This is a genomic window from Vibrio sp. Y20_XG_PY13, assembly GCF_024181925.1.
In the GTDB taxonomy this organism is placed as follows: Bacteria; Pseudomonadota; Gammaproteobacteria; order Enterobacterales; family Vibrionaceae; genus Vibrio; species Vibrio parahaemolyticus.
The window spans coordinates 19,081-44,325 of sequence record NZ_JAMZAL010000003.1 but is presented as its reverse complement, the minus strand read 5'-3'; the positions used below and the strand labels follow the sequence as shown (position 1 = coordinate 44,325).

The following is a 25,245-nucleotide window of genomic DNA, read 5'->3' as shown; positions in this document are numbered from 1 at the left end:
TGGCATGACTTTAGGGGCGGTTACGGGGACTGCCCCTTTTTTTATCTGCATTTCCGTGTGTATTAGATTGCACACGATTCAAGCAATAGTTCAAGGTTTAAAACTGGATCTTAACCTTGCAGATCATTTTATTGTTCCAAGATCGAAAAGTCCTACACTGGTCACATAATTGAACAAGTGGACAATATAAATGAGCGGCGACATCGCGAAGCATTCTTCCGCCAGATCTAAGCTGGTAAAAACTCTTTTCTTCACTCTCTGTGTTATCGCATTTGGTGCGATGTATTGGTCTTGGCAGTATTCAGACAGTCACCCAAGCACAGAAGATGCCTATGTTAGGGCAAAAATTTTGTCGGTAGCGCCTCAGGTAAAAGGCCAAGTGGTTTCTGTGGATGTCAAAGACTTCCAATCTGTTAACAAAGGTGACCTACTGCTGAAGATAGATTCACGCCCATATTTGTTGGCAGTGAAGCAAGCAAAAGCGGCATACCAATTGGCGGTCCAGCAACATGACGTAGCCGATAAGCAGGTAACTGAAGCTGTTGCGGGCTTAGATGCGGCGCGCTCTAACCTGACAGAAGCGCAAGTAGAGTACAAACGTACGGATTCTCTAGTGAAACGCAAACTGGCGTCAGACCAAGATTTAGATACGGCGAAAAACAAACTAGCCAATGCCCAAGCGAGCCTAGAGCAAGCGCGCGCGACGGTAGAAAAAGCCATTGCGAACCGTGGTGAAGAAGGCGCAGAGGCTGCGGTCGTTCAACAAGCTGCAGCACAGTTAGCGCAAGCGGAGCTGAACTTGAGCTACACCGACATTACGTCACCAGTGGATGGCATTGCCGGTGAAATCAATACGCACGTAGGCTCGGTTGTTAGCGTGGGTCAAACGCTGTTCCCTGTGATTTTAAAAGACAGCTATTGGGTACGCGCGAACTTTAAAGAAACCGATCTTACTCATATTAAACCTGGCATGCATGCGGATGTGGTGATTGATATGTACCCAGACGTGGTGTGGAAAGCAACGGTAGAACAACTATCGCCTGCGAGTGGTACATCGTTCTCCTTGATGCCACCAGAAAACGCAACGGGTAACTGGGTTAAAATCAAACAGCGTTTCCCTGTACGTTTGGCATTAGAAGTACCGGCCGATGCGCCGCAACTTCGCGTGGGTGCGAGCTCAGAAGTCACCATTGATTTGCAAAGTAGCGTGCAATGAACCATCAAATTACGGCAGACAAACGGGGGATTGCCACCGTCGCCGTGATGCTTTCTGCCATCATGGTGTTAATCGATATGACCGTTGCGAACGTGTCGCTATCGCACATGATGGGCGCGTTGGGCGCAACGGCAGACCAAATTACTTGGGTGCTGACGGGTTACAGCATGGCGGAAGCGATCTTCATTCCGATGACCAGTTTCTGGGTGTCGCGCTTTGGTGAACGCAAAGTCATGCTGGTTGCTGTGATCGGTTTTGTGATTGCCAGTGCGCTTTGTGGGCAAGCACAGTCTCTTGAAGAGATGGTGCTGTTTCGCATTATCCAAGGTGCTTTCGGCGCGTCGGTGATTCCATTGGCGCAGTCGACGTTAGTGCAGATTTATCCGTATGAGCAAAAAGGCAAAGCGATGGCAATTTTCTCCATCGGCATTTTGCTTGGTCCTATTTTGGGCCCAGTTGTGGGTGGCGTGATCACCGACAACATCAATTGGCGCTGGATTTTTTACATCAACTTGCCATTCGGTTTGATTTGTACCTCTTTGATTTATCGCTATATCCACATCGACAACAAATCCAAACCTAACTTTGACTGGTGGATCATCGGTTACATGGCGTTAGGTGTTGGCGCGTTGCAGTTTGTGTTGGATAAAGGTAACGAAGAAGACTGGCTCAACTCACGCATGATCCAGACCGCGATATTACTCGCTGTCATGGGGTCGGTGATGTGGATTTATCGCAGCTGGAAAACCAAAAGTCCAATAGCGCCATTATGGCTGCTTAAAGACCGAAATCTTATGGTCTCGTCGTTGATGATTGCCGTGGTGTCGATGGCGATGTTTGGCCTGACGACTCAACAACCTATGTTGTTGGAAAGCTTGCTGGATTATCCGGTCTCAACCACTGGCTTATTAATGGCACCGCGTGGATTGGCGTCAGCGGCGATGTTGATTTTGGTGATTAAGCTCAATCCGCAATTCGATCCCAGAATCAAAATAGTCTTTGGCTTGAGCTGTATCGGGATTGGTAGTTATTTGATGACGCAATACTCACTGCAGATCGATACATTTTGGATTGTGATGCCGAGTATGATTCAGGGAATGGGGCTTGGTTTAACCTTCTCGACGCTGTCCACCTTGGCGTATTTAACGATTCCGAAAGAGCAATCTGTCGCGGCGGCAAGTATTTACAATCTGTTCCGTACGATTGGTAGTTCGTTTGGTATCTCTATCGCCACCACGTTCCAATATCGTGATAGTCAGCAGCAATGGCATGCGCTGGGAGAGGGTATTAATCCTTATAATCCTAACTTGCATGACTGGGCGGCCAATCAGGGGCTTTCCATTACCGACCCGATTGCGTTAGACCAATACCAACAGATGTTGCAGCAGCAATCGCAAATGGTCGCGTTTGTGCACACCTTCCAGCTTGTGGGAGTGATGTTCGTGATCATGATGCCGATGCTGGTTTTCATCCGGTCGCGTGAATAACAACAAGTTCAGGTGAACCGTGTAAGAGAACGCCTCTCAAGTTGTGACAGCTTGAGAGGCGTTTTTTATTGGACGGTGTCAATGAAAGACGGACGTTTACTCAAACGTCACTTCGTCAAAATGCGGATTGGCTTTGAGCGCGCGCATTGCGACTAATTGTTCAGTCGGGAAGGCGGTGTGCTCACCATCCATATCTAAAAACAAGCACTCTTGTCGCTGCATGTCGTAGCCTGTGTCGAACGCGTTGCCCTGATGAGTTTCACCATTTTTTAGTGTGATCTCGATAGGGAGCTTAAACATACAGGCGATTTCAATAAAATCGTATTGGCTGCAAGTCACCATAGTTTTCTCCTTTCAAACCGACGCAGTATTCAGAAGGTTTGAGAACCGTATCCTTAAATAGAAGACGTTTGATTGAAACTGAATCTTCATCTTACACCTCATTTTGGTCACGAAATAGACATACACGCACGTTTTAATAAACCTACTGTTGAGCGTTCGCAAGTGAGACAAAACTACGATATGTCTGAGACGATACTTAAGCGCACATACCTAACGAGTGAACAAAAGACACAAAAGCCAGATTCACTGATTCCGCCTCAAACCTACCATGCGCAGTTGGCGCACCGTGTTCACCACTCGCCTCAATTTGAAAACGGCCGCGTTAAAAACGAGATGCCAAATGTCCCTAGTCCGCAATCATTCTGGCAGGTGTGTTGGAGTTATCTTGGTGGTAGAACGCCGTTGAGTCCTAACGAACATCTGCCACATTCCCCAATTCAACCCACGCAGTTTGCGCAGCGAAGTGAATCGATGCGCCTTACTTGGCTGGGCCATTCCACTATGCTGGTGGAGGTCGATGGCATTCGAATTCTGACCGATCCGGTATTTGATTACGCTTCTCCGTTCATCGCAAAAGCGTGGTTTGAACGCAATATTCCCAATACCCATGCCAGAGATTGTTTGCCGATTCCTGAAATCATCGTGATTTCTCACGATCACTACGACCATTTAGAAGCATCGACCATACGTTTCTACGCCGATAAACCCGTGACGTTTTATGTGCCCTTAGGGGTTGGCAAGCATCTGATAAAGTGGGGCGTTTGCGCAGACAACATCGTGGAATTCGATTGGTGGGATAGCGTGCACTATGCTGGAATCGAACTGATTTGTACGCCTGCTAACCATAATTCGGGTCGTACTTATTTCGATAAAAACGCTACCCTGTGGGCTTCTTGGGTCATCAAAGGCAAAGAAGAGACGCTCTATTTTAGTGGCGATTCAGCTTACGATTCGCACTTTTCCGAGATCGCACAGCGATGTGGACCAATCGACATTGCCTGTTTGGAAGTGGCTGCCGATGTGAAAGGCCAAGGTTATCCGGTCGAAAACTGGGGGCACATGCAGGCTCATCATACCGTGCAAGCGTTTCACGATTTAAATGCGAAAAAACTGTTGCCAGTACATTGGGCTACATACGAGCTATTTACTCACCGCTGGGACGAACCGATTTTAGATTTGCTTGCCCATTGTCAAAAAGAACATATAACGCTGCTGACGCCAATGCCGGGGGAGAGTTTTTACGTTCATCAAGAACATATAAATAAACAATGGTGGCGAGAAAAAGAAATATGTGAGCCAGCTAGAATTTTGACTTAATAATATGATCTTAATTCAATAATTATTTTGGAAATTAACCTTGTTATTTCAGAATATAACAAGGATTTTACTGGTCATTGAAATTAAAAATTTCCATAGATTCACTTTCCAATTGTGATCTCACGCTTTTATAAATCGATTGGTGTCATTTTTTGATACTTTTCATCTGAAAATTTGCGCTCTTATCAGAAAAGTTTTAGTAAAAATCTTTGCCATCTTAATTTTATTCTTCAAAACAATTATACTGACTATTATCTTGATAAGCCCATAGAGCAATGGCTATAACTTGTTCTGGATGGGTAAAATGTATCCAGTTAAAGAAAAGTAAAAAATCTAATGGATAAGACATGTTTTAAGCCAACAAGATAGAATATTGAGACCAAAATCACAAGAGTAGGACTCTCTTGAATTTATCATCATGGATGCTGAATAAATAAAATACAGGCATTGTTCGATGAATAATTCTGCAACGTATTTACTTGCTGCTTTACGAGAAAAAATAAAAGAAAAAGGCATTGGATATTCCGAGCTTTCTATTGGACTTGGAATCCCGCTTTCTACTATAAAAAGGCAGCTTCACAATACGTCTCTTGGTTTAGATAAAATCTTGTTGTACGCCACGCACCTTGATACGGATTTGGTTGAGTTATCCATGCGAGGTAAGCAGCTGCAGCAAGAGAGTGAACAGTTTATCACCGACACCAACAGTGAGATTTTCCATCAATATCCTCACTTATTTGATTTTCTTTATCTTTTGCGTCGACCTGAGTGGTCTTTAGAAGAGATCGCGCGGAGATACCAGCTGAGTGATACTTCCGTTGCGCTCTATTTACGTGCACTAGAAATGATGGATTACATTGAACTGAAAGGGGATAAACACTATCAATTTAAAGATACAGGCCGCTTTATTTTTGAAGAAGGTTCAAATTTAGACACGCTATTTGCACAGCGCTTTCGTGAAGAAGTGTTTAGCCACGATATTCGACCTCCAATTTGTGTTGGACGCATTGCGATTACCGAAGAACAAGAAGAAAAACTGGCAAATGAAGTGTACAACAAATTAATTGAGTTTGATGTTCAAAATAAAACCAGTGAAAACAGTCAACGACTAAAAAACGTTTTACTCACTTTTACACCTGGTAATCAGATATTTTTGGCTGACACAATTCCGAATATTAATGGCGATTTACTAAAAGCCATCACTATCGCTAAAGAAAAATAAAAGAATAATTATTGGAAGCTCGTGCTTATTTAGTGCGAGCCGAGCTTCTGCACACTAAAAACACTCATTTATATAAATGGGAATATAAAAATAACGTAAATAATAGGGAAAAAGTATGTTTAAAAAGAGCACACTTGCCATTCTGATCGGGGCTACTATTTCGCTTGTTGGATGTGGTTCCAATGATAAAACTGAAATCCGTTTACCACAGGCGCCAACTTCGGAATTTACTAACGTGATTGATCGTACTGGTAATCCAACTTACCTGCGTGATTACGACAGTTATTCGAACCTGAAGTACAACGCACTCACGGACAACGGCGCGTGGCATGGCCATTTGCTACCTGAAGATGCGGCGGGTTATGGCGCTTTCGGCGGTATTATGCAAGTGACGCAAGAGTACGCGCATTTTATGTCTGGCCAAACGTTCGACAAGCTCACGTTGACCGACAAAGTGAGTGGCCAAACTTACGATTTATCGAACGCAGAAGCGAAAGTCTATTCCATTCCAGGTGCGTTAGTGCAGGTGTTGGACTTGGACGATATTCACGTGCAAATGGTGCTGCGCTTCGTGACTGACCGCTCTTCGCTGGTGGAAACGCTCATCACTAACAAAACTGATCGTGATATGAACTTGGCGTTGGAGTGGGACGGCGAGTTGGTGAAATACGCGCTGTCGACGCGCAAAAACCAAACCGTGGCGCAGTACTACCCAGATTACAAGCGCCAGATTTCGACCATCGAAAACGGCATTAAAATTAACTTTAGCGAGATGAAAGACAACTGGGCGATCCGTAATGACCGCGATGCCGAGTTCCGCATTACTCGTTCTCTACCGACGAAGACGTTCACCAACGAAACCTCATTCAGTTCTACCGCGGAGATGAGCCTACCAGCTGAGCAAACATCGGCGGTTTATACGGCGTATTCTAACCTGCACAATGCGAAAGAAGTGCAGTCAGAATCGTTGAAATTGCAAGATGTATTGGCGAATCCAACTCAATACATGGAAGCGTCGAAAGCGCGTTGGGACGGCTATTTAGCGAATGGTCTTATCAACAAAGAAGCGACAGCAGACCAAGCTCGCGTAGCGGTAAAAGCGATGGAGACCCTAAACGGTAACTGGCGCTCTGCGGCGGGCGATATTGAACAAGCGACAGTCACGCCATCGGTCACTGCGCGTTGGTTCTCTGGTAACTTAACATGGCCGTGGGATTCGTGGAAACAAGCGTACGCGATGGCGCATTTCAACCCAGATGTTGCGATGGACAACATTCGCACGGTATTCCAAGAGCAAGTTCAAGCTGATGACAAGATTCGTCCGCAAGACAAAGGCTACTTGCTGGATGTATTGACGTACACCAAACCTGTTAGTCGTGGTGGTGCTGGCTCTGAAAACTGGAACGAACGCAATACGAAACCTTCGTTGGCGGCATGGTCTGTGATGGAGGTGTATCACGCTCTCGTGAACCAGTTTGATCGCCCAGAAGACGCGCAAAAATTCATTGATGAAATGTATCCGAAGTTGGTGGCATACCACGATTGGTGGCTATCAAACCGCGACCACAACCAAAATGGTGTGCCTGAATACGGCGCGGCAGTAGACCCAGCACACAACACGGAAGAAGGCGTGATGTACGTTTGGGTAGAAACGCGCGATCCTAACTTCACGACCATTATTCCTGCAGAAGACATCATCGAGCAAAACGGCAATTCTTATAAAGTAAAAGGCATGGCGTCTTACAATAAGATTCTCGATGAAGTGGATTACATGACGATTCACGTCGGCGCACAAGAAGCGGCGGGCTGGGAATCGGGCATGGATAACGCGGCTCGTTTTGGCTTTATCTACAACATCCACAACATGAATTCGCAAGCTGAAGACATCAGCAACCCAGACAGAAATGTGGATCAACTTGGTCGCTACGCGGCAAGTGCGTACGGCTTTGATAACAGCATCAAGCTGGAAGGCGAAGAGTGGGTGTACAGCAACACGTCAGCGGAAAACTTAGCGAAACTCGATCTAGCGAAGAAAGATTGGGAAGTTCGTTTTGCAGAAAACCGCACCAACAATAACGCAGCGGAAGGTGAGCTGCTTGGCTTCTCTATGCTGCAAGAATCGGTGGATCAAGCCTCTTACATGTACTCAGACAACAAATACTTAGCGGAAATGGCGAAGTTGGTGTCCGATGGAGTAGAAGGTAAAGACCGCGCGCAAGAATTCCTGAACGGCGCCGAGAAAATCAAAACGTACATTAACCAATGTATGTTTGATGAAAGCACAGGGTTTTTCTACGACATTCACTTAAATGTGGCTGAAGATGGCACTACTCCTGCGCCTCTTGCAAATGGCTGTGCGGGTTTGCCGATTGTAGAGCGTGGACGTGGCCCTGAAGGTTGGTCGCCGCTGTTTAATGGTGCAGCAACGCAAGAGCATGCCGATAAAGTGATCGCGGTAATGCGTGATCAAGACGAGTTCAACACGCCAGATAAATTCCAAGGAATGGGTGTGCCTTTGCCGACCGCATCGCAAACCAACCCTGCTTACGGTAAAGATGTGTACTGGCGTGGTCGTGTGTGGCTAGACCAAGTGTACTTTGGCTTCCGTGCGATGGAAAACTACGGCTACAAAGAAGAAGCGATTGCAATGGCGAATGAACTGTTTAACAACGCAGAAGGTATGACGGGTGACATGCCAATCCGTGAAAACTACAACCCAGAGACGGGCGCGGTACAAGGTGCGTCGAACTTCTCTTGGTCTGCGGCGCATTTGTACATGATGTACAACGGATTCTTCAAAAACTAGATCGCACACATTAGGCGCTTTGGATGACACCCCTAGCATTCGTAGCGCTTAACGAACGATAATTCAGTGACAAATAAGACAAACCGGACTGTATTGGCAGTCCGGTTTTTTTATGTCTCTTGTCATACAGATTTCAGTGCTGGGTCAGGGCGTATTGCCAAATCGAAAGCATCTCTTCACTAAACAAGTAAAAGCGCATGTCGAGTGCCGCGTATTCCGGTCTTTGACAAACAGCCATCGCGACTTCTGCTGCTTCTTGAGGTGGGTAACCATACACTCCGCAAGAAATCGCAGGCAGTGCCACACTTTGACAGTGGTTGGCGAGCGCGAGATCCAGCGAACGTTGATATGCAGATTCCAACACCGCTTTTGGATCGGCGAATTTATCGTAAATCGGGCCAACGGCATGAATGACGTAACGCGCGTTTAAATTGCCAGCCTCAGTAATGCGTGCGTCACCAAACGGGCATCGAATACCGTCGACATCATCAACGGCATAACACGCATTGATAAGCGCAGGCCCTGCTGCGCGATGAATGGCACCATCGACGCCACCTCCGCCGAGCATTCTCGGGTTTGCTGCATTCACGATGGCATCGACATGTGCGGTGGTGATGTCGCCTTGGACTAACGAGATCGCGTTCATTTTTTTGAGCCTTCTACAATGATGAGAAACAAATGGTCAGTAACAGAGTTAAGTGTAGCTTACTCATCAATCACTTGAGGTTTTAACTCGACGACATTTCCTTCCGGATCATGAATATAGAGTGAGCGACCGAACCCTTGTGCACCGTAGCGCTTCGCAAACTCTTCGGTTTCAATGCCGTTCGAACGCAGATATTCCAGTATTTCATTTTCGCAAAAAGGCGCTAGTTGCAGGCAAAAATGGTCAATATTACGACCATTTTGAACTGGTGGCTTTCCGCCAAGTTGCCCTAACTCGCTGTCCACCGTCACCACATCAATCAATGCGTTACCAGCCCTAAGCTGGGTTAAACCAAGCTCTATTACTTCGCGCTCGACTGGGCAACCCAAAATATCTCGATAGAAATGCAACATGGCGTCGAGGTTGCACGTTCTTAACACGACATGATCAAGGGCTTGGATTGCGATTGGGTTGTTGGTGGGCATGCTTCACTCCTTTTGTGCGGTTATGGAAAAGTATACGACCTGAACGTCCATATTGATCGTTAAGTCATTTTTAACATATGCACATTTGGTCATAAAGAGTGCGTTTAAGAAGAGAGAAAGAGTTTTTGGCGAAACGCCTTGATGTGCGACCGCGTCAGGCGTTTAGGCCTGTAGCAAATTGGTCACGCGCCCAAGCTCGCAAACGTTGATGGGAAGTACTCGACTCATCTCGTTTATGGAAAATCAGTTTATAGCTGACCGGCTCGGAAAACATTGGAGTTTGAATGACTTGCAGATTCAAAGCCGATTGCCATTTCTGCGCCAAAGACAGGGGAAGCACGCCTAAGCAATCGTGTTTCGCCACATAAAGCATCATGCCAGAGAGTGATGTTGTCATCATTTCCACATCACGCTCTTCCAGCCCTGGCTGGTGAACTTCGGTGTTGCTAACTGGGAAGTCTTCGTCTCCGACAAATCGACAGTGCTTTTCAGAATAAAACTGTTCTTGTTCTATTTTTCCCGCGATACGTGGGTGATCTTGACGACAAATCACCACCATTGGCTCTTCAAAAATTGATTCATTGATAAACGATGGGTCATGAATGGTCGTTGGGCTAATAATCAAATCGATCTGTTTAAGTCGTAGATCATTCAATAACGAAGGTAAATCCGTATCGGCGCAAATGCTGATCGTGTTGGTTGGTGTGATGCGGTGGATCAGCGCCTCGTTACAGCTCAGGCGGAAAGTGCTTTGATCGGAAATGGCATCATTAATCATCGCAAACGCCTGATGAAATTTAGGTAGCAACTGATGCGCTACAGAAGTGAGTTTGATTTGTCGCCCATCCTTCACAAATAACGATTTGTTGGTTTCTTTTTCCAAACGCTTCATGGATGCGCTAATCGCAGGCTGAGTTAGCCCTAGATGCTCTGCGGCGCGAGAGTAAGATTGATATTCAGCAACAATTAAAAAGGTTTGGATTAGATTAAAATCCATACGATACCTAAATAAAAATAATCACTAGATTGAGTGGGTGGCTCTTTGATTTTTGGGCTAGATGTTCGCCCTAGACACCCACCTTGAAATAAGCCTCCTTAACGTACTTACGAACTAAGGAGGCGACAGAGCAGTGGTTCGTTAAAACGAATTATTTAACTACTTTGATTTCAGGCATTTGATACTCACCACTTTGGATTGCATCGTCTGCGCCGTAGAAACGCATGATGGCGTAGAACGGTTTTTCAGGTACTGGCAAGAAGTTTGGATCGTCTGCTCGGCCTTTCTCGTTCGCACTCATGTAAATGGTGTAGTAACCGTCTTTGTCCGCTTTCATGGTTCGGTCGCCACGGCTGTGACGGTTTAGGTCGTTTTTCGCCATCAAACGGTTGTCGTTGCCGTAAATAGTAACAGACCAGAATTCGCTGACGTTCGGCGCTTTAAAGCGCATCACGTAATCATGCTTCGAACCATCCAGTTTTTGACCAGTGCTGTCGAAATCTGATTTACGGTAAGACGCTTCGATAGGTGGTAAGCCCCACTGACCAAGGTAAGTACCTTCTGCAAAAATATCGCGTGGCGCATCACCCAAGGTATCGCGTGTACCAAGCAACGTACGAGCATCTGTCATTTTAGGTGCAAGTTCGACGAGGTGTTCCATGCCTTTCTTCTCACCAACTTTTGCCAGTTTTAGCTGCTCAGGTGTGAAGTCAGTTTTGCATGGTTCAACGCCGATAGATTGGTATTTGTCCAACCACTGTTTGTCTGCATTGCCCATCGAGCCATCACATAGCGCGAAGTTCACGCGTTCAAGCCATGTTGAATTTTTTGGATCTGGGTACGTTCTTTGTACTGGTTTTGGCCCGTTCTTACCTAAATATTCCGATAGGGTACGAATGTTCCATTGGTCCATGTAGTTAAGCGCGACTTTCGCATCTTCGTCATTCACTGCCATGATGCGACCCATCAGCTTCACAAGGTTACTGTCTACGCGAACCACTTCGTCGACAGAAGCTGGCACTTCACCTTGCCAATCTTGTGCTGCAAACATGAACTGGCCGCCTTTTGTGCCGCGAGTACGAGAACTGAACGCTGCGTTGGTGTAGTGGCCCATGTCCATTGTGTGCAAGATCCAGTAACGGCCTTCATCCATATCAGGCACGCTTACAATGACAGGTTCTGCAGCAACATCTAACCAGCCCATAAGGTGAAGCGTATCGTTATTAATGGTTGGGTGAGCGGTGTAAGAGTCATCAGCTAGAGCACGAATATTCTGAAAGCGGTTCAGTGGATAGTTGTTTTCTACCACCGTGTGATAGAAAAACTTGTACGCTTCATCGATAGAGTAGCCGTAGGTATAAGCATCTTCTGCAAGATCAACATTGGTGTTAGCCGCAAATACAGGGCTGGCTCCTAGCGCTGATAATCCCAATAGAGTAACGAGTAATTTTTGTTTCATGGCTGGTTTCATCCATTTGGTTGTGAGGATATGTTTCCAGCTAAGCTTAGTCGTTAACCCGTTTATTACAGAAATGAATTGTGGGTATTTAGTCTATATCAAAAGTGATATCCTCTGAGAAAAGCTAAAGAGATAACGTTGATGAACTTTGATTACAATTTGCTCAAGGTGCTTGCGGTGATTCTTGAAACACGCAACACCACAACGGCTGCGGAGCGTTTGTGCACCAGCCAGCCTGCTGTGAGCCGAAGCTTGCGTAAAATTCGGGATTTGTTTAACGACGACATTTTAGTGCGTAAGGGCACCAATATGGAGCTCACGCCGAAAGCCGAAGAGATCAAAGCGCAGCTTTCTGGGATCATCAACGACATCGACAAGCTGGTGAATGTTTCTCATAGTTTTGATCCCGCGACCGAAAGCAGTGTTCTGCGTGTTGCAATCAACTCGTCAATTGCGCAATGGTTTTCTGCCGCGTTTACTCAGCTGCTAGCCAAAGAAGCGCCGTTTATGAACTTGGTGATCGAAGACTGGACGGAAACCACGCCAGACAAAATCGATGCGGGTGAAATCGCTTTTGGTATCAACTATTTTCCTATGGAGTTGCCGAAGCATCTGGTTCAGAAAAAAGGCGGGCGGGACGACTTTGCTCTGGCCTGTCGCGCGACGCATCCGCATTGTGGTAAACGCATGTACTTGGATGACATTTCAGAGTACGCGTACGCGGTTCACATCATCCAACATTGGAATGAAAAAGAAGATCACATCTCGCGCTTATTACAGCCTTTTTCAGTTGTCCCAAGAATTCAACTGCGTACCACGCACATCAACACCATTTTGAATTTGGTTGCGGATAGCGATGTGCTGTTTCCTTGTTCGCGTCACTTGATCAATCAGTTAGATAAGCGTTTTTCTTTTATCGAATTTGATGACGCGCTGCCGAAATTAGAGGGTAACTTCGGTTACGTTTACAGCGTAAAGCGCCGCAATGATCCGTTGATATTGTGGGTTAACAATACCGTTGAATCGTTGATGAAGTCGTTAGGCATTGAGTCGTAACAATGGTTGGTGAAACGGTTTGAACAACCGGGTTCGATAACGCATTGATCCCGGTTGTGTTGCTTGATGTAATTACTCGTATTCAGAAGCGTAAGTTTCTTCATAAGTGTGCGAGTAAAGCTCGAACAGGTTGCCGAATGGGTCTTCTAGATAAACCATTTTCGCAGGCTTGTTATCGTCTTCTGGGTGGTAACGCATGATGTCCATACGCACTTTGCCACCAAACGCTTCAGTGCGCTTGATTGCACCTTCAAAGTCGTCCGTCTGCAAACAGAATGGAAGATACCGATGCGAGAAAAATCCACTTCATGGCGCTCTTGACGCTCTTTCATTTCAAATAACTCAAGTCCGATGCCATCGCTTGTCACTAGATGCGCAATGTTGAAGCCTTTAAAGCCCTCACCAAAGACCGCAATACACATTCTGCCAATTGCGGTTTCGCGTTCTTCAATCACTTTCGTGTTACCCATAACGACTTTTAGACCAAGCGCTTGCGTGTAAAACTCAACCGCTTTATCCATATCTCCGACCATAATACCGACATGATTCATTTTCATTTGTTTGCTCCCAACATGTGTGCTTAAACGTTGTTTTGTTTCGATGTGGGAGAGTATATGGTGTGGTTTTAATTACATGAAATTATCATAAATTATAAAAATAATAACTTTATGTAATCAACATGGGCAAAGTTCGAGTTAATCGGCTAATGCCTCAACAGCTTGCTGTACCGAGGTGAAGTGAATTTTGATGATGCATCTTTGTGCGAGACTAAACTCATGCGACTGGATGAGTGACGTAACTTCCTCGACGGACAGAGTGCGTTCTTCCGGTTGTAAAACGGTGGTGTTCGAATCGTTGTATTGCAACCCGAACGTGTTGCCATTTGAGTCAATTACGTAATCATCTGGCCCCCAAATGAGCGCTTCGCATTCGGAATCAAGATCGGCATGAGAACGCAAATAGATAAGTTCATCGTCGCCATCGAGTTTCAATAAACATGGCCATGTAACCATGGGGCCTCCAGTGTAGTGGCTAAAATTGTTTCAATGTCTGAAAGGGCAAGGTGAGCGCTGGCTTTCAAGGTGTAGGCCTTAAACCGCAGCCAAAAATTACGTGTGTTGAGCAATAATCGAAAACAGCTCGTCAACCGTTCTTGCCACGTAATCTGGTTGCACGCTCCAATGCTCTGGCATCGCGCCGCTGTACGCTGCTGCAACGGCAATCACTTTACTTTGGCCACCCAACTGCTGTTCGATGTTGCGTGCGAATTGCGTGTCGGCTTCATGGTCACCGATGTACATCAGCTGTCGATTTTCTGCGTGACCAAAAATCGACTCAACGCATTTGATGCCACTGTACGCATCGGGCTTTTGGTGTCCGTTCGAGACGTCATCATACCCGACGATGGATTTAAACGGCGCGCTGATGCCGTTGTCGGACAGCACTCGACGAATATTGCTTTGTGAGTTTTGAGAGCAAATGCCGTGAGGCAGCTGCGCAAACTCTTTAATAACGCCATCAATGCCTTCAAACAGGGTTACTGGTGTTTGGTTTCTCTCTTGATGCTCTGCCCATAAACCACCAGCTTTTAGCATTTCATCATGGGACATGCCGTAGTAATCCACGTAGAGCTCTTGCCAGTTTTTCGCCGCGTGGTTTGCGTAGTGATAGTTGGCTTCTGAATGGAGATATTTCGGTAAATTATTGCCAGTTAAATGCGGGGCAACGATGGATAAGATCGCTTTGGTGATGTCGATGTTTTTCGGTACAGAGTTTACGAGTGTCCCATCGTAATCCCACAATATGGCGTCTAATTTCATTCAACGTTCTCGTTGTTATTGATGGTTAAAAGCTGGAGCCGGGTTGCTGCAAAAATGCTAACTCTTCAGGTGTGCTTTCTCTACCCAAGATGGCGTTGCGATGTGGGTAACGTCCAAATTGGTCGATGATGGCTTTGTGTTTTAGCTCAAAATCGTAGTTATTTTCAAGCCCTGATGCGCGAAACAATTTCTCAGCTTCGACATGAATGAGGCGAGATTCGCTGTGCATAAACGGCATGTACAAAAAGCTTAGCTGCTCAGGCGCTAATTCTTGATCGTGTCCTAACCGAATTGCTTCTTGAGCCAATGCTAATGCGAGCGGGTCTTGCGCAAACGCTTTTGGGGTGTTGCGATACACATTACGTGAAAACTGGTCGAGGACGATGATTTCGGCCAATCGTCCTTGTGCGCTGTCACGCCAATTAAACAGTTCACAACGAGCGGCTTGTTCTAGTACCGAGGCAAATCGTGACGCAATATGTTTGTCCAGTTCTGGGTTGTTTTCAAACCAGTTTTGAGGCGTTAGCTCCTCGAACCAGAACTTGATGATTTGTTGATGCATGGCGCTTCCTTTTATTGTGCCTTAATAGCAAAAAGCCAGAAGCGTGGCTTCTGGCTCTTGGCGTGTTATCGACCGTAAGTCTCTACGATGTAACGTTCAAAATCGTCACACATTTGTTCGTCAGATATGACGTTGCTTGCCAGTTCTTTACTGCCGTCGACGACTTTAATCGTCGCGTTCAATGAAGCGACTGGTGCTCGTTCTCGCGTCGCAAGTGAGTCGATTTTCTTCTGCTGCACTTCCCATGCCTGTTCTGGGGATAGGTTACACACGTCCGCTAGGTACTTGGCGTTAAAGCCTTCACCAGTCAGGCTGACAATGGTTTCGTTGTGCGACAAGTGATTGCCTGCGTGCCAGTAGTGTTTTGCCAACAGTGGGCCAATTTCTGGGTTATCCGTCAGGTAGCCAAACTGCTCAAGGAAGTATGCACGGGTCTGATACACCGCCATGTGCGCGAGTAGATAACCTTGGTATGCACAAGCCGCTTCGTCAGATAGCAAATGTGGAATCGCCATCAGTGGGCGAGGGCTGCATTCCAAACCAAGGATCTGTTTTTCACAATCGCGAGCCAGCTTAGTGATGCGCTCTGGCGTTAACTCGTCATCGCTAAGTTGATATAACGCGCGCTCAAAGTAAGGCACAACCAAGATGCTACGTTCTTCATAAGCTTTGAATGGCTGACGACTGTTGATCATCGCTTGAATGATCTCATCAGGAACCGGATTCCCTTCATCATCCAGTGCGTACTGTTTTAGCCAATCGGCATCGGTTAACAGGCTGTCACAGAACATCGACTGAGTTTCTGCATAAGCCATCGACGTCGGCGCAAACTCCTGCGAAAAACAAGGCGCGTTCATTTTTACGTTCGCAAAGTGTGCTGCGTGGCCACCTTCGTGGAACAGCGTGTTAATGCCATCGTAGCCGCTGCCCACTTGGTCTGGTTTGGCATTGCTGGTGAAGTTCACCTGTGCTGCGACCCATTCGCCTTGATTGTAGAAAGAAGGGATCGGGCCGTGGCAGAACCCGTTCGGGTACTTACCTTTGCGGTCTAACAAATCCAGCGTTAGCGTCGCGCCAGAGTAATCAATATTCAGACGACCAAACGATTCTACCCAGCGTCTCAGAGATTTAGAGAACGGCACGTATGGGTCAAGGTCACGCATGACGTCACCCGCGAACGAGTAAACAAAGTTGAAGCCTGTTAGTGCACTTGCGCCTTTCTCTTTCGCCAAGTTTTCTAAGCTGTTTAGGTGCGCATTTCGCGTGCGTTGTTCGAAATCTTCCAAAATCTCGAATAGCTGCTCAGAGCTCATCTTTTCCGTTTTTTGTACGGAGTAATCAAAGAAGGTCGCATAACCCAGTGAGCGAGCGAACTGGTTGCGCAGTTTGATCAGTTCTATAAAGCCGTTTTGCAGTAGCCATTGTTCAAGGTTCAGCAACGCTTGATGAGCCGATTGGCGAACTTCTTCATGATTGCTGGTGCGAATGGTTGAGCTCAATACTGGCAGTGAACCTTCTACTTGCTTGCCGTTTTCATCGGTAAACGTTTGTACGTGGTTCTGTTTTTTCTCGAATAGCTCAGCTTCAAAGGCAATGAGCTGATTTTTCAACGCTTGTGCTTTTTCGCCCTCGATGGCGTGAGATTCAAACATCGCTAGCCAACCAGAAAGGCCCGTAATGGTTTGCTGTTTCTCTTGTGGGTCGGTAATTGAGTCCGCGACTTCAAGTTGTTGTTTGATGGCAGTAATTTGCTCGGCGTTGCTCAAAAAGCTTGTCCACGCTGTTTGTGCTTGCGTCGAGCCATCATGGTCATCGCTTATACCCATGTAAGTTTCCCAAAAGAAATCTTCTTTGGTGCGGTGAATCGCGAGGTAACGTTGATTGAGGTCGTTGAGATAATCCGTTGCGGTCATTTTGATCCTTCAAATGGTTTCGTTATGTAGACAGTTGATTATTGCACGCTTGGCCGCGAGAAAGGAGCGACAATCTCATTTGTCGATTTTGCATCGCGTAAACGTGATTTTACTATTTGTTTACATTTTAAATGGTTAGTAGGTTATTTGTTGTGGCGCACCTTACGTTTGGGCGCTGATGGTATACAATTTATAAAATTTCTTGTTGCGGTCGTACAAAGCGGAAACGAAATGATAAATAAAGAAAAAATAACGTTGCTGACGCTAGGAGTGGTTTTAGCGGGATGTTCGTCAGTGACGGCTCCTAAAAAGGATGCCATTGAGAGTATTCAGCAAAAATGTGCGGTCATTCTGAGTAGTGATGTTTCTGATGATCACCGTTGGCAGGTGTATAACGAGCTGATGCAAGAATATGCGGTACATGCCATTAAAACTCAGGCTCAACTTGACCGCTTTGAAGCGTTTGTTATGCGAGTGCAAAGTGATGATTCAGGTCAGCTGATTACTGAGCTGATTGAAGTCACTGACTGGGGATGCTCAAACGGCAATTATCTTGAAGAGATGGATATGTTCATTCAAGAGGTTCAAAAGTAAAAAACCGAGCGTTAAGTCGCTCGGTTTTTTGTTTTTGTAGCACTCTTTTTTGTAGGCTCTAGTGCGCTGGCTCGTCGGGACGTTTACTCTTCTGGGTACTCGCCCATACCCTCAGTTTTGCCTTCTGCTTTCCAGTGCTCATTGGCATCATAAGCTTCATCGCATAAGTCCACGGTGTAGCCCATTTCAGTAATTTCTTTCAAAGTGAGGTTGTCAGCAATTTTGGCAATTTCGCCCGCTTTATTACGCAATTCCATCGTGTTTCCTCCGTTATCGCTCGCTTGCAGCAACGTGACTCCAACGCGTAGTAACAAGGCATCGAAGTCTCTTTGCTTTAAGTATATATCCCTCTGTTCAAAATGACGGATTAAACCCTTTTTTATGTGTGGTTAAGGCGTAATGATTTGAGCTACGCCTGCAATTTGCATCGACAGCATCGCGATAGCACGCTATTTGTGATTTATTGAGTGATTCATTTATAAGTTTGGAAAATCGAAATGGTGATTCTCGACCACTCCTTAGCACAGCAAATTGTTGATCGAACCATGTCCATCATTGGTCACAATGTGAATGTGATGAACTCAGCAGGCATCATTATTGGCAGTGGCGATCCAAAACGCGTTGGGCAAGTGCATGATGGCGCGGTATTGGCGTTGAATCACGGCGATTCGCTAGAGCTGAATGAGCAGCAATGTTTGACGTTGCAGGGTGTCAAACCCGGAATCAATATGCTGTTGAAATTGCATGGCGACGTGATCGGTATTGTTGGTGTGACAGGTGAGCCGGAGAAAATCCGAGATTTCGCCAAACTGGTCAAAATGACCGCTGAATTGACAATCGAGCAAGCTGCGCTGGTGGAAAAATTTCAGTGGGACAGACGTCATCGCGAAGAGTTTATTCTGGCTTGGATCAATGGCAAATTGACCGATGAAGAGCTGAAAGATTGGGCGATGCGTCTTTCTATTGATGTTACTCAACCACGGGTGGCTACGGTGATTGAAGTCTCGACGCCGTCCGCCTCAAAAAGCATGAAGAGTGTGCGCAATATTGTTGAGCTGCTTGAATATCCGGAGCGTAACAACCTGGTTGCGATTGTCTCGGTGAATGAAATTGTGGTGCTGAAACCGTGTCATTCCGCCAAGCAGTGGGATAGCCAAATCGAAAGTGAACGCATTGATAAGTTGATGTCGCGTTTAAGCGATCACGATTCGCATACGTTTCACATTGCGCTAGGGCAGCTGTTTAATGAACCTAAAGATGTCGCGTTGTCATACCAAAGCGCGAAGCAGGTATTAGCCATTGGCAAGCAGTTCTACCCAGAGAAGCGTAAGTACCTGTTCGATGAACTTCGTTTGCCTGTGCTGTTAGCGCCGTTGGCGGATATTTGGCAAGGTGAACAAATTATTGATGGCGTGAAACGGTTGAAAGAGAAAGACAAAACTGGGCAATTACTGAAAACCCTAGATGCGTTGTTTGAATGCAATGGCAATGTGACGGAATGCTCTAAAATGCTGTTTATTCACCGGAACACTCTGCGTTATCGGTTAGAAAAAATCACCGAGATAACAGGGCTGCCAACCACCAATTTTGTGGGGTTAGCGGAGCTTTATATTGCGACTCGGCTCTCAAAAATGGCGTGATATTGTGCATTTGCACAATACGCGTCATTTTTTGACCACATCATTTGTCACTCCGCCTAAAGGAATTCGAAAGCAAACGATTAATAATTCATGCGTCCCTACATGTTGAGTGAGCCAACACGGACTCGCTCAGCAAAATAAGAATAAATGGAGTTATCATGAACCTTATATTAATCCTGCTCGGGGTGATCGCATTTATTGTGCTCACGACCACTAAATTCAAATTACATCCCTTTTTAGCGCTGATCATCGCGGCGTTCCTTGCGGCATTTGCTTACGGCTTACCGGCAGATAGCATTGCCAAAACCATTGCTTCTGGCTTTGGCGGCATCCTTGGTTACATTGGTTTGGTTATCGTTTTAGGTACCATCATCGGTGTTATTTTGGAGAAAAGTGGTGCGGCGATCACCATGGCCGATACGGTTATTAAAGTGTTGGGTGAGCGTTTCCCAACATTGACTATGAGCATCATCGGTTACATCGTTTCTGTTCCGGTATTTTGTGATTCAGGCTTTGTCATTCTGAACTCGCTCAAAGAATCACTCGCGAAGCGTTTAAAAACCTCAAGCGTTGCGATGAGTGTGGCGTTGGCTACTGGCCTATACGCGACGCACACGTTTGTGCCGCCAACTCCTGGCCCGATTGCCGCTGCGGGTAACTTAGGCCTGGAATCTAACCTTGGTTTAGTGATTGGTGTGGGTGTGTTTGTTGCAGCGGTTGCGGCGCTAGCAGGTATGTTGTGGGCGAACCGATTCCAACATGTAGAACCAGATGGCATTGAAGCCGCAGATGAAATTCAGCATGACTGGCAAGCACTCAAAGCGTCTTACGGCAAATTGCCAACGGCGAGCCAAGCATTCGCTCCTATTTTTGTTCCAATCTTATTGATCTGTTTTGGTTCTATCGCGAAATTCCCAAGCCTACCGCTGGGCGAAGGTTTTGTGTTTGATGTTCTGACTTTCTTAGGACAGCCATTAACGGCATTGGTGATTGGCCTGTTCCTTTCTGTTCGCCTACTCAAGTCAGACAACAAGATTGAAGAATTTGGCGAGCGAATCAGCCAAGGCATTACGGCTGCTGCGCCTATTCTTTTGATTACCGGTGCGGGTGGTGCATTTGGCGCGGTATTAAAAGCAACGCCGCTAGGTGAATACTTGGGTACGACGCTATCGGCGCTGGGCGTGGGTATTTTCATGCCATTTATCGTTGCGGCTGCGCTAAAATCGGCGCAAGGTTCGTCAACGGTTGCGTTGGTGACCACATCGGCTTTGGTTGCGCCTATGCTTACGCAATTGGGGCTAGATTCAGAAATGGGCCGCGTATTAACGGTGATGGCGATCGGTGCAGGTGCGATGACGGTTTCTCATGCAAACGACAGCTTCTTCTGGGTAGTGTCGCAGTTTAGCCGCATGTCGGTGGGCTTAGCGTACCGCGCGCAAACCATGGCTACGCTCGTTCAAGGTGTCACGGCAATGGCATTGGTGTACATTTTGAGTCTCGTTCTCTTATAAGTCTCTGGAAATACGTATGAAAGTGGTAATTGCACCTGATTCATTTAAAGAAAGCTTAACCGCCAAACAAGTGAGCGAGGCGATCAAAACGGGTCTTGCTCGCGTATGGCATGATGCCGAGTTTGTTACGGTTCCGGTCGCAGACGGAGGCGAAGGCACGGTTCAATCTTTGATAGATGCAACTCAAGGCGAACAAGTCTTCACAACAGTGACTGCGCCATTAGGGAATGATGTTGAAGCGTTTTATGGCATCCTCGGCGACGGCGAAACTGCGGTTATTGAAATGGCGGAGGCCAGTGGGCTACACCTTGTGCCGAGTGACGCTCGCGACCCAAAACTGACCAGCAGCATTGGTACCGGACAGCTGATCAAACACGCGCTAGACAGAGGTATTCAACGCTTAATCATTGGTTTGGGCGGCAGCGCTACCAATGATGGTGGCGTGGGCATGTTGACCGCGTTGGGGGTAACGTTTCTTGATGAATCTGGCCATGCAGTTACCCCAAATGGAGGCGGGTTAGCGGCGCTTGCATCCATCGATATTTCTGGTCTTGACCCGCGCTTAGCTGCTTGCGAAGTGTTGGTAGCGTGCGATGTTGATAACCCACTCTGTGGCGACAAAGGCGCGTCGGCTATCTTTGGCCCGCAAAAGGGAGCGACAGCGTCAGACGTCACTCTGCTCGATAACGCATTGCGCAAGTTTGGCGAGTTGACGGAACAAGCGACGGGTAAGCACGTACTGACTCGTGAAGGGGCGGGTGCTGCTGGTGGTATGGGCGCGGCCTTGCTCGGGTACACGCCAGCGCGTTTGCAACCGGGAATTGAGATTGTGCTAGAAACGGTCAAACTTGCTGAGCATGTTGCGGATGCGGATATCGTATTCACAGGCGAGGGGCGAATCGATCATCAAACCGCACATGGCAAAACGCCGATGGGCGTTGCTAAGGTGGCAAAGCAGTTTGATTTACCAGTCATTGTATTAGCAGGCTGTGTGGGCGACAACTATCAGGCGGTTTATGAGTGCGGTATTGATGCGGTGTTTGCTTGTGTACCAAGGGCGATGAGCTTATCTGAGGCCATGAAAGAGGCCGACGTCAACGTTGCCAATTTAGCCGAAAACGTCGCGAGAATGTGGCAAATTAAGTCGCACTGAGGGCGATAACGATACGAGAAAACTCCACCTTTGCGTGGAGTTTTTTGTTGTTACCTGTTTGCGTGTGTGGGCATAAGTTCATTTAGCAAGAGCGAGTTAACAGACATGCTTTGCTATCAACTTTGCCAGTGTTTGCATCGCGTGACTCCAATCGGTTTCATGACCAAAGTTTGCTACGCTGAGGCGCACGCAATGTCGATATTGCTCTTGAGTGCCAAATACGGTGCCGGGAAGTAGGCTGATTCTGTGCTTATTGCACGCTTGATACAACGCATAACTGTCCGTTTCTTCGGGCAGGCGCAACCAAAGCAAGAACGAGCCTTGCACGGCGTTGATCTGGTATCGATTTTTTAGAGATTCGTATTCATCCAAGTATTGATGAAGCATCTGGATAAATCGACGCATGTTGTTTTGATAAACCCGCCCCATTCGCGCAGTATGCGTTCGATACTTGCCTGACGTTAGAAACGTTGCCACGGCTGACTGCATCAGGTTCAAACTGCCCATGTTCTCACACAGTAGATATTGCTCAATTTGATCTCGATATCGCCCCGCCAACATCCAACCAATTCTCAAACGCGAATCGAGTGTTTTGGATAACGAATTCACGTAAATCACGCGTTGCTTGTCATCGAGCAAGCTCAAGCTTGGCAACGGCTTATCATAACTTAACCCGCCAAACACATCGTCTTCGATAATAGGAATATTGCCGGACGCCAAGAGCAATTGCTGGCGCTTTTCTAGCGGCATCATGGCTCCAGTAGGGTTGGTGAAGTTTGGTGTTACGATGATCGCTCTTATGTCCCATGTCGCCATTGCTTTTGCTAAGGCTTCGGGGCACATACCGTCTCGTGGGCAACTCGGGATTTCCACCACTTTGAGGCCGAGTGATTCGAGCATCAATAAGTTGCCAAAATAACAAGGAGACTCCACCGCGACGATATCGCCTTTTTGTGTCGTTGCGCGCAGCGCTAGGCTTATTGCTTGTTGAGCGCCGTGCGTCACCATGATCTCATCCAATTTGGCTGGCGTGCCCAAATCTTGCGTGATTTTCGCCAGTTGTTTAATTAAGAGGTGATCTCCGGGTGGCAACTGGTAATGGCTCGGTACATGCGTTTGCCGGCGGCTGTGACGGCCAATCTCGGCGTACAAGCTTTTGATCGCGGGGGAATCAATGTTTGGGTGGGCAGAGCCAGCGGGCAGACGCTCTTGGTATTCAGGGTACGTGAGGATTTCTTTACAGATCGAGAGCAAATCCACACGAGTCGGATCCGGAATTGAGCGAGAGGTCGGCAAGGCGATTTTCACTCGATAACCCGATTTGGGAACCGAGTACACCAAGTTTTGCGCTTCCAGCTCTTGATATGCACGAATCACGGTGTTTTTGCTGACGTTTAATTCTTGGCTCAACGAGCGAATGGAGGGCAGTCGATCATCCGCTTGATAAACGCCACCATTGATGGCTTGTTTGAGGTGTTTTTCCACCACGAGGTACTTATTCCCTTCACCGCTTTCCAATAAATCTGTACCCATAAAAACACTTCCATCTGTCACTTTTTGAAAACACTGTACCTAATTACATTAGCAGTATCTCAAAACATAAAACAAGCGTGAGTGAGGCGATCATGTTAATCCGAGCCATCCCTTTTGTATTTGTCATCCTTTGGGCTTCTGGATTTGTTGGTGCGCGTTTTGGTTTGCAATATGCTGAGCCAGCGACACTGCTTTCTATCCGTATGGCATTCAATGTCTTACTGTTTTTGGTTCTTGTGGCGGTATTGCGTAGAAGGTTGCCGACAGGAACAGATTTTTGGCACAGCTGCGTGGTTGGGGCGTTAATCCACGGTTTCTATCTGGGCGGTACTTATTTCGCTATCGCTTTGGGTATGCCTGCGGGGTTGAGTTCGTTGCTGGTGGGCATTCAGCCGATTTTAACCGCGGCTTTGCTGGTGGCGTTTGTTCGTGAGGAATTTAAACCCTCGCAATGGCTGGGTTTGGCTCTTGGTTTTGTCGGTATCGCTATGGTGTTGATGGGCAAAATGGAGTGGCAATCCGAGCAGCACAAAGTGTTGGCCATTGGTTTGTGTTTATTGGCTTTGGTTGGTATCACGCTAGGGACGCTGTATCAGAAAAAACATTGCCAACAAGTGGATATGGTTGGTGGTGCGACAGTGCAATATTTAGCCGCGCTCATCATGTTTCTGCCTGTTGCGATGCAGTTTGAAACCATGCAAGTGCAATGGGAACTGGAGTTTATTTTGACCGTGTTGTGGTTGGTCGTCGTGCTCTCTTGTGTGGCGATTCTATTGTTGCTGTACATGGTGAGAAATGGGGCGTCTTCGAGTGTGGCGTCTGTGTTTTACCTAGTGCCGCCAACGACGGCGATTCAAGCTTGGCTCGCGTTTGGAGAGTCATTTGATTGGATGGGCATTTCTGGCTTTGTCCTAGCGGCTACGGCGGTGTATTTGGTGGTTAAAAAACCAGATCTGACGATAAAAAAGGCTATCAAAACGGAATATACCTAAATTAGGTAGGGACATTCACGTGCCAGTGAGTACAATTCTGCCTCATCTTAATCCGTGGAGCAGAGTGATGACGGCAAAGCCAGACCGAATGACCGCGATGCGTAATATCATCGACCAAGTAAAAGCTGAACTACCGATTTACGAACCTGAAACCTTTGTGTGTGGGCCGGAAGGGCAGTGCATCGGTTGTCCGAAGAAGTTACTGGAAATGGTGGATTCAGAGCTGAGCTATTGGGAATCGGCTATGGAGCGCGGCATTGTTCCGCAATTCGATGAAATTCGTCATTTTGGCAAAATGTGCACGAATGTTCGTCGTGGTCTGGTGCGAAATAATGTGCCTTTACTCAATAGCTAGAGAGTGAAAATCGTCTAATATCTGATACATAGCGTCGTTTTGTTGCACCGCTCTTTGGCTGCTGTTCTCAAGTTTGAGTGGTGTTTGTCTCTTCTTACCCCTTGGGCCTTTAATCGTAAGAAATTGGCGATATATTGGC

23 protein-coding genes and 1 pseudogene are annotated in these 25,245 nt (G+C 46.8%); 12 read left to right on the top strand and 12 right to left on the bottom strand.

The window, feature by feature from the left end; all coding sequences use genetic code 11:
- Window positions 1–190: 190 nt before the first annotated feature.
- Together NL646_RS09175 and NL646_RS09170 are read left to right on the top strand one after the other, a co-directional pair.
- Window positions 191–1,216 (top strand): HlyD family secretion protein, encoded by a 1,026-nt coding sequence (locus NL646_RS09175; RefSeq protein ID WP_005460787.1) that lies wholly within the window; start codon window positions 191–193, stop codon window positions 1,214–1,216.
- Window positions 1,213–2,703 carry an MDR family MFS transporter gene (locus NL646_RS09170; protein ID WP_063517882.1) on the top strand — a complete coding sequence of 497 codons (1,491 nt, stop codon included), beginning with the start codon at window positions 1,213–1,215 and terminating at the stop codon, window positions 2,701–2,703. Before NL646_RS09175 ends, NL646_RS09170 begins: the two co-directional genes overlap by 4 nt.
- Window positions 2,704–2,799: 96 nt before the next feature.
- Here the strand turns inward: NL646_RS09170 and NL646_RS09165 are convergent, their stop codons facing one another.
- Window positions 2,800–3,045 carry a Rho-binding antiterminator gene (locus NL646_RS09165; RefSeq protein ID WP_005460845.1) on the bottom strand — a complete coding sequence of 82 codons (246 nt, stop codon included), beginning with the start codon at window positions 3,043–3,045 and terminating at the stop codon, window positions 2,800–2,802.
- Window positions 3,046–3,225: 180 nt separating this feature from the next.
- On the opposite strand from NL646_RS09165, the gene NL646_RS09160 reads away from it, so the two are divergent.
- The 3 genes from NL646_RS09160 (at window position 3,226) to ygjK (ending at window position 8,390) form a co-directional block, all read left to right on the top strand.
- The gene (locus NL646_RS09160; RefSeq protein WP_005482877.1) at window positions 3,226–4,362 is read left to right on the top strand and encodes an MBL fold metallo-hydrolase; all 1,137 of its coding nucleotides are present in this window, start codon (window positions 3,226–3,228) and stop codon (window positions 4,360–4,362) included.
- A 454-nt stretch (window positions 4,363–4,816) separates the two neighbouring features.
- The gene (locus NL646_RS09155) at window positions 4,817–5,584 is read left to right on the top strand and encodes a hypothetical protein (protein WP_020841655.1); all 768 of its coding nucleotides are present in this window, start codon (window positions 4,817–4,819) and stop codon (window positions 5,582–5,584) included.
- 115 nt (window positions 5,585–5,699) lie between these two features.
- Window positions 5,700–8,390, top strand: coding sequence for an alpha-glucosidase (gene ygjK / locus NL646_RS09150; protein WP_140146850.1), 2,691 nt, complete (start codon window positions 5,700–5,702; stop codon window positions 8,388–8,390).
- A gap of 133 nt (window positions 8,391–8,523) precedes the next feature.
- Here the strand turns inward: ygjK and NL646_RS09145 are convergent, their stop codons facing one another.
- The 4 genes from NL646_RS09145 to NL646_RS09130 form a co-directional block, all read right to left on the bottom strand.
- The gene (locus tag NL646_RS09145) at window positions 8,524–9,036 is read right to left on the bottom strand and encodes a macro domain-containing protein (RefSeq protein WP_140051025.1); all 513 of its coding nucleotides are present in this window, start codon (window positions 9,034–9,036) and stop codon (window positions 8,524–8,526) included.
- A 59-nt stretch (window positions 9,037–9,095) separates the two neighbouring features.
- The gene (locus NL646_RS09140; RefSeq protein ID WP_069497224.1) at window positions 9,096–9,521 is read right to left on the bottom strand and encodes a VOC family protein; all 426 of its coding nucleotides are present in this window, start codon (window positions 9,519–9,521) and stop codon (window positions 9,096–9,098) included.
- Between the two features lie 154 nt (window positions 9,522–9,675).
- The gene (locus tag NL646_RS09135) at window positions 9,676–10,518 is read right to left on the bottom strand and encodes a LysR family transcriptional regulator (RefSeq protein WP_069497223.1); all 843 of its coding nucleotides are present in this window, start codon (window positions 10,516–10,518) and stop codon (window positions 9,676–9,678) included.
- A gap of 151 nt (window positions 10,519–10,669) precedes the next feature.
- Window positions 10,670–11,977, bottom strand: coding sequence for a DUF1254 domain-containing protein (locus NL646_RS09130; protein WP_253664122.1), 1,308 nt, complete (start codon window positions 11,975–11,977; stop codon window positions 10,670–10,672).
- Between the two features lie 141 nt (window positions 11,978–12,118).
- Between NL646_RS09130 and NL646_RS09125 the strand changes: the two genes are divergently transcribed.
- Window positions 12,119–13,033: a LysR family transcriptional regulator gene (locus NL646_RS09125; protein WP_171971128.1), complete on the top strand. Its 915-nt coding sequence runs from the start codon at window positions 12,119–12,121 to the stop codon at window positions 13,031–13,033.
- Between the two features lie 72 nt (window positions 13,034–13,105).
- Here NL646_RS09125 and NL646_RS09120 read toward each other — a convergent pair.
- The 5 genes and pseudogenes from NL646_RS09120 to NL646_RS09100 form a co-directional block, all read right to left on the bottom strand.
- Window positions 13,106–13,590: pseudogene (locus NL646_RS09120) on the bottom strand (VOC family protein).
- Between the two features lie 138 nt (window positions 13,591–13,728).
- A complete protein-coding gene (locus NL646_RS09115) occupies window positions 13,729–14,046 on the bottom strand; it encodes a DUF4144 domain-containing protein (protein WP_140107222.1) in 318 nt (105 codons plus the stop codon).
- Between the two features lie 96 nt (window positions 14,047–14,142).
- Complete coding sequence (locus NL646_RS09110) at window positions 14,143–14,853, bottom strand: HAD family hydrolase (protein ID WP_140107220.1); 711 nt, start codon at window positions 14,851–14,853, stop codon at window positions 14,143–14,145.
- Window positions 14,854–14,878: 25 nt separating this feature from the next.
- Window positions 14,879–15,415, bottom strand: a complete 537-nt coding sequence (locus NL646_RS09105) for a DUF924 family protein (protein WP_005460763.1) — start codon at window positions 15,413–15,415, stop codon at window positions 14,879–14,881.
- Between the two features lie 65 nt (window positions 15,416–15,480).
- Entirely contained in the window at window positions 15,481–17,328 is a 1,848-nt protein-coding gene (locus NL646_RS09100) for a M3 family metallopeptidase (protein WP_253664121.1), read from the bottom strand.
- Window positions 17,329–17,559: 231 nt separating this feature from the next.
- On the opposite strand from NL646_RS09100, the gene NL646_RS09095 reads away from it, so the two are divergent.
- Complete coding sequence (locus NL646_RS09095) at window positions 17,560–17,922, top strand: hypothetical protein (protein ID WP_253664120.1); 363 nt, start codon at window positions 17,560–17,562, stop codon at window positions 17,920–17,922.
- An 83-nt stretch (window positions 17,923–18,005) separates the two neighbouring features.
- On the opposite strand, the gene NL646_RS09090 is transcribed toward NL646_RS09095, so the two are convergent.
- Window positions 18,006–18,179, bottom strand: a complete 174-nt coding sequence (locus tag NL646_RS09090; protein WP_005460772.1) for a hypothetical protein — start codon at window positions 18,177–18,179, stop codon at window positions 18,006–18,008.
- 240 nt (window positions 18,180–18,419) lie between these two features.
- Between NL646_RS09090 and NL646_RS09085 the strand changes: the two genes are divergently transcribed.
- The 3 genes from NL646_RS09085 (at window position 18,420) to NL646_RS09075 (ending at window position 22,226) form a co-directional block, all read left to right on the top strand.
- The gene (locus tag NL646_RS09085; RefSeq protein ID WP_079885349.1) at window positions 18,420–19,562 is read left to right on the top strand and encodes a sugar diacid recognition domain-containing protein; all 1,143 of its coding nucleotides are present in this window, start codon (window positions 18,420–18,422) and stop codon (window positions 19,560–19,562) included.
- Window positions 19,563–19,720: 158 nt separating this feature from the next.
- Complete coding sequence (locus NL646_RS09080) at window positions 19,721–21,073, top strand: GntP family permease (protein ID WP_005482895.1); 1,353 nt, start codon at window positions 19,721–19,723, stop codon at window positions 21,071–21,073.
- 16 nt (window positions 21,074–21,089) lie between these two features.
- Window positions 21,090–22,226 (top strand): glycerate kinase, encoded by a 1,137-nt coding sequence (locus NL646_RS09075; RefSeq protein ID WP_253664119.1) that lies wholly within the window; start codon window positions 21,090–21,092, stop codon window positions 22,224–22,226.
- 96 nt (window positions 22,227–22,322) lie between these two features.
- On the opposite strand, the gene NL646_RS09070 is transcribed toward NL646_RS09075, so the two are convergent.
- Complete coding sequence (locus NL646_RS09070) at window positions 22,323–23,759, bottom strand: PLP-dependent aminotransferase family protein (RefSeq protein WP_253664118.1); 1,437 nt, start codon at window positions 23,757–23,759, stop codon at window positions 22,323–22,325.
- Between the two features lie 92 nt (window positions 23,760–23,851).
- On the opposite strand from NL646_RS09070, the gene NL646_RS09065 reads away from it, so the two are divergent.
- Complete coding sequence (locus tag NL646_RS09065) at window positions 23,852–24,751, top strand: DMT family transporter (protein WP_005460847.1); 900 nt, start codon at window positions 23,852–23,854, stop codon at window positions 24,749–24,751.
- A 67-nt stretch (window positions 24,752–24,818) separates the two neighbouring features.
- Window positions 24,819–25,106, top strand: a complete 288-nt coding sequence (locus tag NL646_RS09060) for a hypothetical protein (protein ID WP_253664117.1) — start codon at window positions 24,819–24,821, stop codon at window positions 25,104–25,106.
- Window positions 25,107–25,245: the final 139 nt, after the last annotated feature.

Bases quoted from the DNA above. Each gene is read 5' to 3' on its own strand.
- NL646_RS09175 (WP_005460787.1), top strand. From the start codon at position 191: ATGAGCGGCGACATCGCGAAGCATTCTTCCGCCAGATCTAAGCTGGTA.
- NL646_RS09170 (WP_063517882.1), top strand. From the start codon at position 1,213: ATGAACCATCAAATTACGGCAGACAAACGGGGGATTGCCACCGTCGCC.
- NL646_RS09165 (WP_005460845.1), bottom strand. From the start codon at position 3,045: ATGGTGACTTGCAGCCAATACGATTTTATTGAAATCGCCTGTATGTTT.
- NL646_RS09160 (WP_005482877.1), top strand. From the start codon at position 3,226: ATGTCTGAGACGATACTTAAGCGCACATACCTAACGAGTGAACAAAAG.
- NL646_RS09155 (WP_020841655.1), top strand. From the start codon at position 4,817: ATGAATAATTCTGCAACGTATTTACTTGCTGCTTTACGAGAAAAAATA.
- ygjK (WP_140146850.1), top strand. From the start codon at position 5,700: ATGTTTAAAAAGAGCACACTTGCCATTCTGATCGGGGCTACTATTTCG.
- NL646_RS09145 (WP_140051025.1), bottom strand. From the start codon at position 9,036: ATGAACGCGATCTCGTTAGTCCAAGGCGACATCACCACCGCACATGTC.
- NL646_RS09140 (WP_069497224.1), bottom strand. From the start codon at position 9,521: ATGCCCACCAACAACCCAATCGCAATCCAAGCCCTTGATCATGTCGTG.
- NL646_RS09135 (WP_069497223.1), bottom strand. From the start codon at position 10,518: ATGGATTTTAATCTAATCCAAACCTTTTTAATTGTTGCTGAATATCAA.
- NL646_RS09130 (WP_253664122.1), bottom strand. From the start codon at position 11,977: ATGAAACAAAAATTACTCGTTACTCTATTGGGATTATCAGCGCTAGGA.
- NL646_RS09125 (WP_171971128.1), top strand. From the start codon at position 12,119: ATGAACTTTGATTACAATTTGCTCAAGGTGCTTGCGGTGATTCTTGAA.
- NL646_RS09115 (WP_140107222.1), bottom strand. From the start codon at position 14,046: ATGGTTACATGGCCATGTTTATTGAAACTCGATGGCGACGATGAACTT.
- NL646_RS09110 (WP_140107220.1), bottom strand. From the start codon at position 14,853: ATGAAATTAGACGCCATATTGTGGGATTACGATGGGACACTCGTAAAC.
- NL646_RS09105 (WP_005460763.1), bottom strand. From the start codon at position 15,415: ATGCATCAACAAATCATCAAGTTCTGGTTCGAGGAGCTAACGCCTCAA.
- NL646_RS09100 (WP_253664121.1), bottom strand. From the start codon at position 17,328: ATGACCGCAACGGATTATCTCAACGACCTCAATCAACGTTACCTCGCG.
- NL646_RS09095 (WP_253664120.1), top strand. From the start codon at position 17,560: ATGATAAATAAAGAAAAAATAACGTTGCTGACGCTAGGAGTGGTTTTA.
- NL646_RS09090 (WP_005460772.1), bottom strand. From the start codon at position 18,179: ATGGAATTGCGTAATAAAGCGGGCGAAATTGCCAAAATTGCTGACAAC.
- NL646_RS09085 (WP_079885349.1), top strand. From the start codon at position 18,420: ATGGTGATTCTCGACCACTCCTTAGCACAGCAAATTGTTGATCGAACC.
- NL646_RS09080 (WP_005482895.1), top strand. From the start codon at position 19,721: ATGAACCTTATATTAATCCTGCTCGGGGTGATCGCATTTATTGTGCTC.
- NL646_RS09075 (WP_253664119.1), top strand. From the start codon at position 21,090: ATGAAAGTGGTAATTGCACCTGATTCATTTAAAGAAAGCTTAACCGCC.
- NL646_RS09070 (WP_253664118.1), bottom strand. From the start codon at position 23,759: ATGGGTACAGATTTATTGGAAAGCGGTGAAGGGAATAAGTACCTCGTG.
- NL646_RS09065 (WP_005460847.1), top strand. From the start codon at position 23,852: ATGTTAATCCGAGCCATCCCTTTTGTATTTGTCATCCTTTGGGCTTCT.
- NL646_RS09060 (WP_253664117.1), top strand. From the start codon at position 24,819: ATGACGGCAAAGCCAGACCGAATGACCGCGATGCGTAATATCATCGAC.